Source organism: Albidovulum denitrificans, assembly GCF_002973535.1.
GTDB lineage: Bacteria > Pseudomonadota > Alphaproteobacteria > Rhodobacterales > Rhodobacteraceae > Albidovulum > Albidovulum denitrificans.
In genome coordinates, this window is record NZ_PVEP01000006.1 from 17,829 (window position 1) to 31,558 (window position 13,730).

The following is a 13,730-nucleotide window of genomic DNA, read 5'->3' on the forward strand; positions in this document are numbered from 1 at the left end:
ATGAAAACGCTCCCGACCCTGATCGCAAGCCTGCTCCTCTCCCTGCCCGCCTGGGCGGGGGAGGTCGCGGTCGCGCCGGGGCCGGGCGCCTTGCAAATGGCCATCGCCGGGGCCACCCCCGGCGATGTGCTGACGCTTGAAAAAGGTCTCTATTCCGGCGCAATCACCATCGACCGGCCGCTCAGCCTGATTGGCGTGGAAGGGGCCGAGATCAATGGCGAGGGCAACGGCACGACCGTGACCATCGCCGCACCCGACGTGACGCTGCGCGGCGTGAGCGTGACCGGATCGGGGCTGAGCAGCCAGGACCTCGACGCCGGGATCAAGATCCTGAAGGGCGCCGACCGCGCGAGGGTTGAGGATAACCGGGTCATCGGCAACCTGCATGGCATCGACATTCACGGCGGCAAGGATGCGCAAGTCACCGGCAACACGATCGAGGGCACCCGCAACCCCAAGATGAACGACCGTGGCAACGGCATCTATGTCTGGAACAGCCCCGGCGCCTTGGTCGCCAACAACTCCGTCCGCTGGGGCCGGGATGGCATCTTCGCCAACGCCTCGCGCGACGACATCTTCCGCGACAACCTCTTCCGCGACCTGCGCTTTGCCGTTCACTACATGTACACGAACGATAGCGAGGTGACCGGCAACATCTCCATCGGCAACCACCTTGGCTTTGCGATCATGTTTTCCAACAAGATCGTGGTGAAGGACAACCTGTCGCTTGGCGACCGCTCCAACGGGGTGATGCTGAACTACGCCAACAACGCCGACATTTCCGGCAATCTGGTGCGTGGCGGGGCGCAAAAGTGTCTTTTCATCTACAACGCGCACAAGAACCTGATTTATCGCAACCGCTTCGAAGGCTGCGGCATCGGCATCCACTTCACCGCCGGGTCCGAACGCAATGTGCTGACCGAAAACAGCTTCATCGCCAACCGCGAGCAGGTGAAATATGTCGGCACCAAGCATGTCGAATGGAGTTTCGAGGGCCGTGGCAACTATTGGTCCGATCACCCCGCCTTTGACCTGAACGGCGACGACATCGCCGATGGCGTGTTCCGCCCCAACGACCTGATGGACCACATCCTCTGGTCGCAGCCCGCCGCCGCCCTTCTGACCGGCGCCCCGGCAGTGCAGCTGGTGCGGTGGAGCCAGAAGAACTTTCCCGCCACGCTGCCCGGCGGCGTGCTGGATTCATTCCCCCTGATGTCCCCCCTGACCATCCCCGTGCCGCCAGACGTGGCCGCGATGGAGGCAGAGGTGGCGGGCCGGTGGGCGCAAGGAAACCATGATGACATTGACGTTGAAAATCTCGGCACTCACTAAGACCTTCGCGGGGGTAAAGGCGCTGGACGCCGTGTCGCTGGACATCGCGCCAGGGCAGCGCGTGGCCCTTCTGGGCCATAACGGCGCGGGCAAGTCGACGATGATGAAGATCATCCTTGGCCTGATCCCCTATGACAGCGGCACGGTCGAGGTCTGCGGCGGCAGGCCGGGCGCCCCCGCCGCGCGCGCGCAGGTGGCCTACCTGCCGGAAAACGCGGCCTTTCACCCGGCGCTGACGGGGCAGGAGCAGATCGCCCATTACCTGTCGCTGCGCGGTGAAAGCCCGAAACTGGCGATGGATCTTCTGGAACGGGTCGGATTGCACGCCGCCGCCCGCCGCCGCATCGGCACCTATTCCAAGGGGATGCGGCAGCGCGTCGGGCTGGCACAGGCCCTGATCGGCAAGCCCCGGCTTCTGGTGCTGGACGAACCGACCTCGGGCCTCGATCCGGTCTCGCGCCGCGATTTCTACGCCCTTCTCGACGGGCTGGCGGCCGAAGGCGCGTCGATCCTCCTGTCTTCCCACGCGCTGACCGAGGTCGAGGCGCGCACCGACCGCATCTTGATCCTGTCCGGCGGGCGGATGGTGGCCATGGGGACGCTGGCCGACCTGCGCCGCACCGCCGCCCTGCCGGTCGCGATGCAGGTCACGGCGCGCAACGGTTATATCTCCGAACTCGCCGCCGCCCTGCCCGGCGCCATCCGGGTCGAGGGCGACCTGCGCCTGACCTGCGCGCAGGACGAAAAACTGCCGATCCTCGCCCGCATCGCGGGCTTCGGCGACAAGGTGGCCGATATCGAGGTCGTCCCGCCCAGCCTTGAGGATATCTATAGCCATTTCAGCCGGAGGGACGGACAATGACCCGCATCCTCGCCACCGCCCGTTCCGAATTCAGGATCAGCCTGCGCAACCGCTGGGTGGCCATCGCCGTCGTCCTGATGGGTCTTTTCGCGCTGGTCCTGTCCGCCGCAGGCTCTGCCCCCACGGGGGAGCTGGGGGTGGATCGCCTGTCGGTCACGGTCGCTTCGCTGACCTCTCTGACGGTCTACCTCGTGCCGCTTCTGGCCCTGTTGATGAGCTTCGATGCCGTCGCCGGAGAGGTCGAGCGTGGCACCCTGCCGCTTCTCCTCACCTACCCCGTCGCGCGGGTTGAGATCCTGTTGGGCAAGTTCCTTGCCCATCTCACCGTCCTGGCCATCGCGGTCGCAGTGGGCTTCGCCCTTGCCGCCGCCGCCGCGTTCCGCAGCGATGCGGGTTCCGTCGAGGGCCTGCCCGCGCTCTGGCGGCTGGGGTGGAGTTCCATCCTGCTTGGCGCCACCTTCCTTGGCGCGGGCTATGCGCTTTCGTCGCTGGCCCGGCGGCCGTCTGGCGCGGCGGGGCTGGCGATGGGGCTCTGGCTTGGCGCCGTCGTGCTTTACGACCTCGGGCTGCTGGCCGCCGTCGTGGCCAATGGCGACGGCTGGTTCACCACCACGGCCTTCCCCTTCGCGCTGCTGGCCAACCCGGCCGACGCCTTCCGCCTTTACAACCTCGCCGCCTCGCAGGCGACCTCGGCGGCCGCAGGCATCGCCGGGGCGGCGAACGCCATCCCGATCTGGCAATCCGCCGCCTCGGTCCTCGTCTGGCCGGTCCTCGCGCTGGCGCTGGCAACGGCCGCATTCCGAAAGGTGACGCCATGAAACGCGCGCTGCTGATCTGCGCCCTGCTGCTGACCGCCTGCAAGGATGAGGCGCAGGACATCTCCGCCGTCCCGCTGACCGAGGAATCGGTCGGGCATTACTGCCAGATGCAGCTTCTGGAACATGACGGCCCCAAGGCGCAGGTCCATATGAAGGGCTATCCGGGCAAGCCGCTTTACTTCAGCCAGGTCCGCGATGCCGTCGCCTATAGCCGCCTGCCCGAGCAGGAGGGCGTGATCCTGGCCATCTGGGTCAACGACATGGGCGCGCCGGGGGCCACCTGGACCCAGCCGGGCGCCGCGAACTGGATCGACGCGAAAACCGCCCATTACGTCGTCGGGTCGACGGTAGAGGGCGGTATGGGCGCGCCGGAACTGGTGCCCTTCGCCGATCTCGACAAGGCCGCCGGTTTTGCCAGCCAAAACGGCGGCGCTGTCATGTCGCTGACGGCGATCCCCGACCGCGCCGTGATCGCCCCCGTTGCCCTGCCCGGTGACGGGACCAGCGACGCCGATTACTCAAACCGCCTCAAGGCGCTGTCCGACAAGATCGGAGGATAACCATGATGAACCGCCGCCGTTTCCTGACCATCACCGCTGCCGCCACCGCCGGTCTTGCCGCGCCTGCCGCCCTTGCCGGGCCGAAGCGGGTCTGGACCGGCATCGCCCTTGGCGCCCGCGCCTCGATCCGGCTGGACCACCCGTATGCCGGGGCTATCGCCGCGCGGGCCGCGGCAGAGATCGCCCGACTGGAAGGGATTTTCAGCCTGTTCAGAGCCGATTCCGCCCTCTCCCGGCTGAACGCCGAGGGTCGGCTGGACGCGCCACCGCCAGAGCTTTTGCAATGCCTGACGCTGGCCGGCGCGGTCCACCGTGCCTCCTCTGGCGCTTTCGACCCGACCGTGCAGCCGCTCTGGGCGCTTTGGGCCGAACGCGCCGCCGCTGGCACCCGGCCGACGCTGGCCGAGCTTGCGGCGGTGCGGGATCTTGGTGGCTGGGACGACCTGCGGCTGGATGAGGCCGCGATCACCATGGCCCCCGGCATGGGGCTGACGTTGAACGGTATCGCGCAGGGCTTCATCGGGGACCGCGTGGCAGCGCTGCTGGCCGCCGAGGGGCTCACGGACATCCTGATCGACACCGGGGAATTCGTCGCGCTGGGGCAGATGCCCGGCGGCGGTGCATGGCCGGTGCGGCTGGCGCAGGGTGGCGCGACGGACATCAGCAACCGCGCGCTGGCGACCTCTGCCCCGACTGGCACGGTCTTCGATCAGGACGGGCGCTATGGCCATATCCTCGACCCCAGGACGGGGGAGCCTGCCCCGGCCCGCTGGACGGGGATCAGCATCACCGCCCCTTCCGCCGCGCTTGCCGACGCGCTGTCGACCGGGTCCTGCCTGATGGCGGGCCGACCCGAAATCGACACTATGGCGGCGGAATTCGGCGCGACCTGCGTGTCGGCGGTCCCTGCCTAGACGCTCGCGCCCCAGACACGATAGCGGCCCTGCCCGGTCACCTCGCGGACCAATCCGCGCGCCGTTAGCGTGTCCAGATTGCGCTGAACGGCGGCGCGTGAGGCGCCCGTCAACTCCTCCGCCATCGGCGCGGACAGCATGGGCCAGGCCGAAAGCGCCTCGATCAATCGCGCCGGGGTCCGCCCCGAAAGGTCGCGCGTCGCGGAAAGCGCGCCCGCCTGCCAGTCCCTGATCCGGTCCAGATGCAGAAGCGCGGCAAGCGTGGCCTGCGTCGCCCCCGCGATCCAGCGCGACAGACGTTCCGGCATGGCGCCCGTCGCGCGCAGCCCGCCCGGCCCCGTCAGCGCCAGCGGCAGGAAAAGCGCCCCCCCCTGCCCCGGCCGCGCCATCCGCGCGCCGTATCGCGCCGCCATCGCCGCCGCCTCGGTATCCTGCGCCGGACCTTCGCCCAGCATCCGCCAGGCGTGAAACAGGACCGCTGCGGCTGTGACGGGGTGCAGCCCCCCTGCCCCGTCCATGATTTCGGCAAGATCAGAGACGGTTTCCGTCGCCCCGTCGCCGAAGGACTCCACCCGGCCAAGGAACGCGCCGAGGCCGCGTTCCCAGCCGCCATCGCCCGGCCCCGGCCCGCCCGAAAGCCGCCGCACGGCCCATCCGGCACGGGCCAGCGCCTGCGCGTCCTCCCCCGTCGCGCCGATCCGCGTGCCAAGCCAAAGCGCCAACCGCTCCGCCCCGATACGCTCCCCGGTCCACCAGCCAAGATCGGCCACCTCCATCAGCGCCAGCCGGTGCCGCCAGCCTTCGGGTCCGGCCCGCAACCGTTCATCAAGCGCCCCGAAAGCGACCGCGAGTTCGGCCAGCGGCCCCGAAAGCCGGTCCTGCGCCGCGCGCCACTCTGCCGGATCGAAAAGCGGCCGCTGCGCGGCGCGGGGCCCCGGAAGCAGGAAGTCCGGCTCCGCCTCATCATCGACAGTTGGCAGGAACCACAGGTCGTCTGCCGCCTCTGCCCTGGGGTCATACGGCCCCCTGCCCCGGTCTTCGGGGTTCTCTGTCGTGTCCCGTGCTGGTTGATCGGCCTTATTCATAATGAGCATTATTGGACCATTTTGCGCATTACTCAAGCAACCTTATTCGACGGGCCTCGTAGCCCCAAATCCGCCCTCCCTAAAAGCGGTCAGCCTGACGCCACTTCCCCCGCGCTCCGGGCAGAACCTTCCCCGCGGGGAAGATCCGTCAGCGCAAAGAAAAAGGCGGGACCGAAGCCCCGCCCTCATCGCAACACCTTCCCCGCGGGGAAGGTTTCGCTCACCCGTCCAGCTGATCGAACATCGCCTTCACCGCCCGCTCAAGCCGCCGCCGGTCGATGGTGGTAAAGTCCCGCTCCAGCCGGATCTCAAGCCGCCCGGCGGCGGCGACGCATTTGCCCCGCCCCTCGGGCCGGTCGAACTGAAAGCTCGACTTCGCCTTCGCCGGGCGCTTCGGTGACGCCGCGCGTTCGGTGGACGGCGCGACCGGCGCCTCGTCGCCCTGCCCGGCCACACGCCGCAGCACGTCGATCTCCTCCACCGCCGTCCGGCCATCAAGACCCGCCAGACCCGCGCGCACCTCGGCCCCGACCGGCTCCCCCTCGGCGATCCGCTTCGCCAGGGCCAGACCCAGCGCGCGCGGGATCTGTTCGACGAAACGAAGGTCCGCGCCCACCTCCTGCACAAGCGGAATGAAGGCGCGGATATAGCTGCGCTTCTGATAGCCGGCCGACTTGAACAGCAGCGCGACCGCCTTGTCGGCATCATCGACGGCCGTCTCCGCATCACCGGCATAGTCGATCGCCAGCGCCGCCATTTCGGCAAATGAGATGTCCTTGCGGATCAGGTTCTCATCCACCATCCGGCGGTAGAGCGCCTCGATCCCGTCGCCTGCCGCCGTGACGGCCGCCGGGATCGCACCCCAGGCCGCGGCATCGCCGGTCTCTGCCAGAAGCTCCCGATAGGCCGACAGGCGGCGGTAGCCCTGGATCAGTTCAAACCGGCCATCCTCGCGCGCCTCAAGCCGGATCGGGTTCGACAGGCCAAGCTCCCGGATCGAGGCCTTAAGCTCGCCAAGCTCCTCATCCTGCCCCTGCTTGCGGTCGCGGACGAGCTTGACCATCTCGATCGCGTCGAGCGGCACCATCTCGATCACGAGGCCAAGGCGCTTCAGCCGCATATGCTCATGCGCCAGCGCGTCATTCTCGGCCCGGATCCGCGCCTCGACCTCTTGCCTTTCGCGGGTTGCCCCGGCGGTTTCCGCAATCGCGGCGGCCATCGGGCCACGACGCGCCGGGGCCTCGGCGCCCAGCGTCCTGATCCGCGGCTCCTCCGGCGGGGCCTCAGACGGCATCTCGATATCGAACATCCGGCGTCGCTTGGTCATGGTCCGCCCTCCTTAAATCCGGTCCCAGGCGGCGATCACGCTGCCCTTGAATTCCTCATAGGCGCGGTCGAAACTCGCCCGCGCCCGGCGCCAGGTTTCCCGCGTCATCTCGCGATAGTCGATCTCATAGACGGACGAGAGGAAGCGGCCCGATTGCTCCACCGCCCGCGTCATCTCGATCGGGTGTTCGGCAACATGTTCCCCAAAAACCTTACGGAAGGCCTCGAACATCGCACGGTGCAGGTCATTGCCCGGCTCATAGCGCGTCATCAGAAAGCGGACATCGGCGAAGGCCTTGGGCAGCGAAATCTTCCCCGCGGGGAAGGTCGCGCCGAAACCCGACAGATCCTCAAGCGCCTCGGCAAGCTGACCGATGAAGCTGGTGGTGCTGTCATATTCCCAGTAACCGGGGCCGGAGGGGATATAGAGCATGTCGGCCGCGAAGACCGCGTTCATCGACTGATAGCCGATGGCGGGCGGGCAATCGAACAGGATGAGGTCATAATCGTCATCGCCAAGCCCGTCGAGGTAACGTGAGACGGCGGCGAAGAAGGACCATTCCGGGTTCAGGTGCCGGTACTGCGCGCTGGCGAATTCCACGAACGCCGCGTTGGCGCAGGACGGGATGATGTCTATCGTGGACCAGGCCGTGGTCTTGATGAAGTCGCCATGGCGCAACTCCCCAAGGCCAAGATCGCGGATCGAGCCGGGGATCTGCCGGCGGGGCAGGGTGGTGCCGGAGGCCGCGCCGGACGCCGCCGCGTTCATCCGGTCCGTCTCGCGGATCAGGTCGCGGGCCATGATGCCCCAGACGGTATAATCCTCGGCGACGTCGGTCAGGCCCATCGAATGGCTCAGCGTCGCTTGCGGGTCGAAATCCACCACCAGCACGCGGTAGCCGTCCAGCGCCGCGGCATGGGCGAGGTGCAGCGCGACAGTGGATTTCCCGGCGCCGCCCTTGAAGTTCGCCACAGCAGCGCGGAAGGCGCGTTTCCCCGCGGGGCGGGGCGGCATCAGCGTCTTGCGGTTGATCTTCATCTTCCGCCGCAGTTCGTTGATCTCATCCAGCGAGAACCAGCGCTGACGGCCGTCGGGTTCAACCTCACCACCCGGCAGATCGGGCTCGGCGGCAAGGCGGCCACGGAAGGTGGACTGGTTGATCTGGAAGATCAGCTCCGACACTTCCCAGGATGAAAAGCGGCGCAGGGTCTTGATATTCTCGGGGCTGAAAGTCTGCTGCCTGATCCAGCTTTGCATCTTCAGCGATTGCGCCTGAAGCCGTGCCAGGTCCTCATGGGTATACATGCTCTTCCTCGTTCTAGACGTAAATTCTTATTGATTTCCGAAATACGCCGGATTTGCCAAAATTGCAAAAGCGAAGTTATAGTCAGGGAGAGGTTCCGCCTCCGCGCCATTTTTCAGGCCCGGCACAGGGTTTTGGCGCCGAATCGGAGGTCTCCGGCGCCATGGGGACCGCAGCGCGGATCAGAGACTATATTGCGGGACATGAGATTACGCCCCACTCGATATTGGGGGACATAATTACCTTAATAAGGGACACCCAGGACGCCCCCCATAACCATTGAAACCCTTTTTCTTCGAAATAGGTTTGGGTCAAAAACCCCCCACTCTCACCGCGCCCTTGACAGAATCCTAAAACCGGACGCAAATAGCCGATAAGCGGTGAAGAGCGTTGAGCTGACACGATTTTCACCTTCAGAGGCCAACAAGGCCCATTGGATCGAGGCAGAATCACCGTTCCACAGCGGAACGGGCAAGGGACAGGAGAGCGCCATGCAGCTTCCCCGGCCGGTCGGCCGTGAAGCGGCTTCCCGGAAATACGATATCCTCTCGGCCCTCATGGCCTTTGCCCTGGCGCAGGACAAACATGCGCAGCGTCAGGTGCTTCGGATCATGGCGCTGATCACCACGCGCTACAACTGGCAGCGCGATGAGCTAACGATGGGGCAGGGGGAGATTGCAAAGCTCTGGTCGGTCGACGAACGCACCGTGAAACGCGAGATGGCGAAGCTGCGCGCGCTTGGCTGGATGGTCCTGAAACGGCAGGGCGCGCGGGGGCGGGTTAGTGTCTACGGGCTGGATTTGGGTCGAATGATGGAGGATACGCGCCCTGTCTGGCCCCATATCGGGCAGGATTTCATCGCCCGCGTCGCGCCTGCCGAAAGCGGGGCAGGGGAGGGGGCCTCGAATGTCGTGCCGCTTCGCGCGGCGCCGCAACCGGCCGCCGATGGTACACTCTGGGCTGGCGCGCAGGCGCGGCTTCATGGGGAGGATGCGGCGGTTTATGGCGCGTGGTTCCATCCGCTGACCGAAGTCGGGATGGAGGAAGGCAGCCTGACCCTAGCCGCGCCGACGCGGTTTCATGCGCGCTATGTCGAGCAGCATTTGCGCGAAAGGCTTCTTGCAGCGCTGCGGGCGGTGGAGCCGTCGGTCAGAAGTGTCTCTGTCATCGCCTGACGGGCCACGGGAGCCGCGTGTATCAAAAGAATATTTGCTGCACACTTGCCGGATTATGTGCATCAATATATTTTATGATGCACACAGAAAGGACGCCAATGCAGATCCCCGCGCACAGCCGCCCCGCCGTGGTCGCCTATCAGGACCTGCTGCGCCTTCACCTCGACGAAAGCGCCGCCGCCCTTTTGGGCAGTATCGAGGCGCGCCAGCGCAACGGGCGCACCTATCTGTACGAACGTTTCCGCATCGGGACCGAGATGAAAAGCCGCTATCTGGGCGAGGAGAGTGACGACCTGCGCGCGCGGTTGGATAAGGCGCAGGCCCTGAAGGCCGAGGCCGATCAGCGCCGTGCCCGGATGACACGGCTGGCGCGGACGCTGCGGGCCGAAGGGTTCATCGCCACGGATCGGGAAACCGGGTCCATGCTTCTGGCCTTCGCCCGCGCGGGGGTGTTTCGGCTGGGCGGGACGCTGGTCGGGACCACCGCATATAGTCTCTATCAAGGCGAATTGGGCGTTCGCATGGACCATGAGGATCTGGCACAGACCGGCGACATCGATCTGGCAAGCTTTGAACGCCTCTCGGTCGCCCTCGACGACAAGGTTGAGGAAGCGCCCGCCGATATCCTGACAGCGCTGAAATTCGATCCGTTGCCGGGGATCGGCGATCAACAGGTCTGGAAATGGCGGCAGAGCCATTCCGAGACGATGGTTGAGTTCCTGACGCCTGCCTTCGGCGAAGAAACCGTCAGGCCGCTTCCGGCGCTGGGGGTCAGCGCGCAGGCGCTGAACTACCTCAACTTCCTGATCGCCGACCCGATCCCCGCCATCGCACTTTATCGCAACGGTGTTCTGGTCCAGATCCCGCGGCCAGAGCGCTTCGCGATCCACAAGCTGATCGTTGCCGACCGACGCAAGGGCGGGCCGGATCAGTTGAAGTCGCGCAAGGACCGCGCGCAGGCCGAATTCCTGATTGCCGTCCTGGCCGAGGACCGCCCGGATGAACTGGCCGAGGCCTATCAGGACGCCCTGTCGCGCGGCCCCCGCTGGCGCGCGCGCATCGCCGAAAGCCTGAAGCGCCTGCCCGAGACGGAAGAGCGGCTTTCAGGGGTAATTTAGGCTCTGTTTCGGCGGAATAGACACTACTCTACGAAAGCTCTGGAATACCTCGGCGGCAACATCATGGCCTGCTACCCTCAATCCCGGCGGTCTTTCGTGCGACCGCCCCACGCTCGGCCCTTGTTCATCCTTCGCGGGCGCGGCACTCTGGCCCCCTGACGCTTGGGGGAGAGTCGCGCATGGCCGAAGGGGCGACGAATAGGCTGAACCTTGAACGGCTGATCGCCTGCCCGAAATGCGATGCCGTCTATGAGATCGTCGAACCCGCGCCGCGCGAGCGGGCGGTTTGCGCGCGGTGTCACACGGTCCTGATCGCGCCGCGCCGTCGGGCGGGCAAGCAGTTGATCGCGATGGCCGTGACGGTGCTGATCCTGATCGTTGCGGCGTCGGTCTTTCCCTTCCTCCGCATCGGGGCGGGGGGCGTTCACAACGACAGTTCGATCCTTGATGCCGCGTTTGCCTTTTCCGGGCCGCTCGCGGCGTTGTCGCTGGCGGTTCTGGGTTTTATCGTGGTCGTCCCGATGATGCGGCTGATGCTGTTGATCTATGTCCTGGTGCCGGTGGTGCGCAACCGGCCCGCAGCGCCCGGCGCGCGCGCTGCCTTCCGCTTTGCGGAATCGCTCGGGCCGTGGTCTATGGCGGAAATCTTCGCGCTTGGTTGCGCGGTGGCCCTGGTCAAGATAAGCGATCTTGCCGAGGTGAATTTCGGTCCGGCGTTCTGGATGTTTGCCGTTCTCGTGGTGATGATCGTCGTGCAGGATACGCTCATGTGCAGGTACTCGGTATGGAAGTCGCTGGAGACATAAGAACCGCGCGCGAGATGGGGCTGGTGGCCTGCACGCGCTGCACGCGGGTCTGGCCGGCGGGGACGGAAGCCTGCGCGCGCTGCGGTCAGCATCTTGCCTCACGCGACACGACCAGCCTTCAGCGGGTCTGGGCGTGGTGGATCGTCGGGCTGATCTGCTACATTCCGGCGAATATCTACCCGATGCTTGAGACGCGGACGCTTTTCATCCGGCAGGACAACACCATCGTCGGCGGCGCGGTTGAGCTTGCCCAACACGGCAACTGGGCGATTGCGGGCGTCATCCTTGCCGCCAGCGTCCTGATCCCGATCGGCAAGTTCATTGCCGTCGCCGGGCTGGCCATCGGCGTGACGCGCGGCGCGCGGCTGTCGCGGGAAAGGCGGCACCAGCTTTACGAGGTGGTCGAATATATCGGCCGCTGGTCGATGATCGACGTTTTCGTCGTCGCGATCCTGTCGTCGCTGGTGCAGCTTCATGCGCTGGCCTCGATCACGCCGGGACGGGCAAGCCTTTTCTTCGCGCTGTCGGTGATCTTTACCATGCTGTCGGCGCAAAGCTTTGACAGCCGCCTGATCTGGGACGCGGATCGGGCCGAGCGCCGGAAGGGAAGGGGGGCCGATGCCTGACCAGGTTGCTGCTCCGAAAGTGCCGGTGAAAAGCGCCCGCAAGAGCCTACTGGAAAGGGTCTCGATCGTCTGGATCGTGCCGCTTCTGGCGCTGGCCATCGTGCTGGGGGTCGCCTGGCAAAGCTATGCCGACCGCGGGCCGGTGATCACGATCACCTTCGACAGCGCGTCAGGCGTGCGCGCGGGCGAGACGGAGCTGCGCTATCGCGACGTGACGGTGGGCCTTGTCGAAAGCGTCAGCTTCACCAAGGGGCTGTCGCATGTGCTGGTCACCGTCCGGCTGAACAAGGACGTGGCCGACTATGTCGACAAGGACGCGCGGTTCTGGATCGTGCGGCCACGGGTGACGACGCAGGGTGTTTCGGGGCTGGATACGGTTCTGACGGGCGTCTTCATCGAGGGGATCTGGAACGACACCCCCGACGGTTTGCAGCAGGATTTCACCGGCCTGCCCGATGCGCCGCTGGACCGGATGGGCCGCGACGGGCTTTATCTGACCCTGCGCGCGACGGGGGAGACGATGCTGACCGAAAACACGCCGATCCTTTATCGCGGGATCGAGGTCGGGCGTATCGGCAAGACCCGGATTTCAGACGACGGATCCACGGCCGAGGCCGAGGCGCTGATCTTCAAGCCGCATGACGGCCTTATCAACAGTTCCACCCGGTTCTGGGATGCCTCGGGCTTTTCCTTCTCGGTCGGGCCGGGGGGCGCCAGCATCGACTTCAAGTCCATCGCCTCGCTCGTCTCGGGCGGGGTGACGTTCGAAACCGTCGTCTCCGGCGGCACGCCGGTAAACCAGAACGCGGTCTTTGCAGTCTACCCCGACGAGGCCGGCGCGCGGTCAAGCGTCTTTGCCGGTGAGGAAGGCGAGGCGCTGAACCTGACGGCGATTTTCCAGGATAACGTCGCGGGCCTGACGTCCGATGCGCTGGTCACGCTGAACGGGTTGACCATCGGCAAGGTGACGGCGCTGAACGGTATCGTCGACTCCGAGCGTTTCGGAGACGAGCGTGTGCGGCTGGCCGCGACGCTGTCGATCCAGCCGGGGCGATTGGGCCTTGAAGGCGGCGGCGGGCCAGAGGACGCCCTGGCGTTTCTGAACGACCGGGTGAAGGAAGGGCTGCGCGCCCGGCTGGTGTCGGCCTCTATCCTCACCGGCGGGCTGAACGTGGAACTGGTCACCGTCCCCGGCGTGGCGGAGGCCGCGATCGACATGACGGGTGGGCCAAGCCCGGTGATCCCGACGACGGACAGCAAGATCTCCGACGTCTCCGCCACCGCCGAGGGGGTCTTCCAGCGGATCAACGCCCTGCCCATCGAAGAGGTTCTGAACAACGCCATCGACCTGATGGCCAGCGCCAATGCGCTGATCAGTGGCGACGATGCGCGGGCGGTGCCGGGCAATATCAACGGCCTTGTGACGGATGCGCGCGGGCTTCTGGCCTCGGACGACACCAAGGCGCTGTCGGGCAACCTGAACAAGACGCTGGATGAGATGCGCGCCATCCTGACCCAGATCCGTGAGGGCGGGGCGATCGAGAACGCCAACAGCGCGCTTTCCTCGGCCAGCGGCGCGGCCGAGAAATTCGCCAAGGCGACCGAGGGGCTGCCCGCGGTGATCCAGAAGGCGCAGGACGTGCTGGCGCAGGCCAGCGAGACGCTGAAAGGGTATCAGGCGAATGCGGGCATCGCCCGCGACACCCGCGCCGCGATCCGCGAGGTGGAGCGCGCGGCCCAGGCGGTATCGTCGCTGGCCCGCGCGCTGGAACGCAAACCGAATTCGCTTTTGATGGGACGGTGA

General features: G+C 66.2%; 13 protein-coding genes. 10 read left to right on the plus strand and 3 right to left on the minus strand.

The window, feature by feature from the left end; translation table 11 throughout:
* The 5 genes from LX70_RS13665 to LX70_RS13685 are packed head-to-tail and all read left to right on the plus strand — an operon-like array spanning nt 1 to nt 4,486.
* A complete protein-coding gene (locus LX70_RS13665) occupies nt 1–1,332 on the plus strand; it encodes a nitrous oxide reductase family maturation protein NosD (RefSeq protein ID WP_105515351.1) in 1,332 nt (443 codons plus the stop codon).
* Complete coding sequence (locus LX70_RS13670; RefSeq protein ID WP_105515352.1) at nt 1,298–2,194, plus strand: ABC transporter ATP-binding protein; 897 nt, start codon at nt 1,298–1,300, stop codon at nt 2,192–2,194. Before LX70_RS13665 ends, LX70_RS13670 begins: the two co-directional genes overlap by 35 nt.
* Complete coding sequence (locus tag LX70_RS13675) at nt 2,191–3,012, plus strand: ABC transporter permease (protein ID WP_105515353.1); 822 nt, start codon at nt 2,191–2,193, stop codon at nt 3,010–3,012. Before LX70_RS13670 ends, LX70_RS13675 begins: the two co-directional genes overlap by 4 nt.
* Nucleotides 3,009–3,572, plus strand: coding sequence for a nitrous oxide reductase accessory protein NosL (locus LX70_RS13680; RefSeq protein ID WP_105515354.1), 564 nt, complete (start codon nt 3,009–3,011; stop codon nt 3,570–3,572). Before LX70_RS13675 ends, LX70_RS13680 begins: the two co-directional genes overlap by 4 nt.
* A gap of 5 nt (nt 3,573–3,577) precedes the next feature.
* Complete coding sequence (locus LX70_RS13685; protein WP_105515549.1) at nt 3,578–4,486, plus strand: FAD:protein FMN transferase; 909 nt, start codon at nt 3,578–3,580, stop codon at nt 4,484–4,486.
* Here the strand turns inward: LX70_RS13685 and LX70_RS13690 are convergent.
* The 3 genes from LX70_RS13690 to LX70_RS13700 form a co-directional block, all read right to left on the minus strand.
* Nucleotides 4,483–5,580 carry a helix-turn-helix domain-containing protein gene (locus LX70_RS13690; RefSeq protein ID WP_245885091.1) on the minus strand — a complete coding sequence of 366 codons (1,098 nt, stop codon included), beginning with the start codon at nt 5,578–5,580 and terminating at the stop codon, nt 4,483–4,485. The genes LX70_RS13685 and LX70_RS13690 overlap by 4 nt on opposite strands.
* A gap of 211 nt (nt 5,581–5,791) precedes the next feature.
* Nucleotides 5,792–6,898 (minus strand): ParB/RepB/Spo0J family partition protein, encoded by a 1,107-nt coding sequence (locus LX70_RS13695; RefSeq protein WP_105515356.1) that lies wholly within the window; start codon nt 6,896–6,898, stop codon nt 5,792–5,794.
* Between the two features lie 12 nt (nt 6,899–6,910).
* A complete protein-coding gene (locus tag LX70_RS13700; protein ID WP_105515357.1) occupies nt 6,911–8,203 on the minus strand; it encodes an AAA family ATPase in 1,293 nt (430 codons plus the stop codon).
* Nucleotides 8,204–8,692: 489 nt separating this feature from the next.
* Here LX70_RS13700 and LX70_RS13705 point away from each other — a divergent pair, with 489 nt between their 5' ends.
* From LX70_RS13705 to LX70_RS13725, 5 genes are all read left to right on the plus strand, one after another.
* Entirely contained in the window at nt 8,693–9,376 is a 684-nt protein-coding gene (locus LX70_RS13705) for a DnaA N-terminal domain-containing protein (protein ID WP_105515358.1), read from the plus strand.
* A 98-nt stretch (nt 9,377–9,474) separates the two neighbouring features.
* Nucleotides 9,475–10,494, plus strand: coding sequence for a nucleotidyltransferase family protein (locus tag LX70_RS13710; RefSeq protein ID WP_105515359.1), 1,020 nt, complete (start codon nt 9,475–9,477; stop codon nt 10,492–10,494).
* A gap of 179 nt (nt 10,495–10,673) precedes the next feature.
* A complete protein-coding gene (locus LX70_RS13715; RefSeq protein WP_105515360.1) occupies nt 10,674–11,300 on the plus strand; it encodes a paraquat-inducible protein A in 627 nt (208 codons plus the stop codon).
* A complete protein-coding gene (locus tag LX70_RS13720) occupies nt 11,279–11,926 on the plus strand; it encodes a paraquat-inducible protein A (RefSeq protein WP_425430593.1) in 648 nt (215 codons plus the stop codon). Before LX70_RS13715 ends, LX70_RS13720 begins: the two co-directional genes overlap by 22 nt.
* Entirely contained in the window at nt 11,919–13,730 is a 1,812-nt protein-coding gene (locus tag LX70_RS13725; protein WP_105515362.1) for a PqiB family protein, read from the plus strand. The genes LX70_RS13720 and LX70_RS13725 overlap by 8 nt, the downstream gene beginning before the upstream one ends.

Coding starts and splice junctions, on each gene's coding strand:
- LX70_RS13665 (WP_105515351.1), top strand. CDS start 1: ATGAAAACGCTCCCGACCCTGATCGCAAGCCTGCTCCTCTCCCTGCCC.
- LX70_RS13670 (WP_105515352.1), top strand. CDS start 1,298: ATGACATTGACGTTGAAAATCTCGGCACTCACTAAGACCTTCGCGGGG.
- LX70_RS13675 (WP_105515353.1), top strand. CDS start 2,191: ATGACCCGCATCCTCGCCACCGCCCGTTCCGAATTCAGGATCAGCCTG.
- LX70_RS13680 (WP_105515354.1), top strand. CDS start 3,009: ATGAAACGCGCGCTGCTGATCTGCGCCCTGCTGCTGACCGCCTGCAAG.
- LX70_RS13685 (WP_105515549.1), top strand. CDS start 3,578: ATGAACCGCCGCCGTTTCCTGACCATCACCGCTGCCGCCACCGCCGGT.
- LX70_RS13690 (WP_245885091.1), bottom strand. CDS start 5,580: ATGCTCATTATGAATAAGGCCGATCAACCAGCACGGGACACGACAGAG.
- LX70_RS13695 (WP_105515356.1), bottom strand. CDS start 6,898: ATGACCAAGCGACGCCGGATGTTCGATATCGAGATGCCGTCTGAGGCC.
- LX70_RS13700 (WP_105515357.1), bottom strand. CDS start 8,203: ATGTATACCCATGAGGACCTGGCACGGCTTCAGGCGCAATCGCTGAAG.
- LX70_RS13705 (WP_105515358.1), top strand. CDS start 8,693: ATGCAGCTTCCCCGGCCGGTCGGCCGTGAAGCGGCTTCCCGGAAATAC.
- LX70_RS13710 (WP_105515359.1), top strand. CDS start 9,475: ATGCAGATCCCCGCGCACAGCCGCCCCGCCGTGGTCGCCTATCAGGAC.
- LX70_RS13715 (WP_105515360.1), top strand. CDS start 10,674: ATGGCCGAAGGGGCGACGAATAGGCTGAACCTTGAACGGCTGATCGCC.
- LX70_RS13720 (WP_425430593.1), top strand. CDS start 11,279: ATGGAAGTCGCTGGAGACATAAGAACCGCGCGCGAGATGGGGCTGGTG.
- LX70_RS13725 (WP_105515362.1), top strand. CDS start 11,919: ATGCCTGACCAGGTTGCTGCTCCGAAAGTGCCGGTGAAAAGCGCCCGC.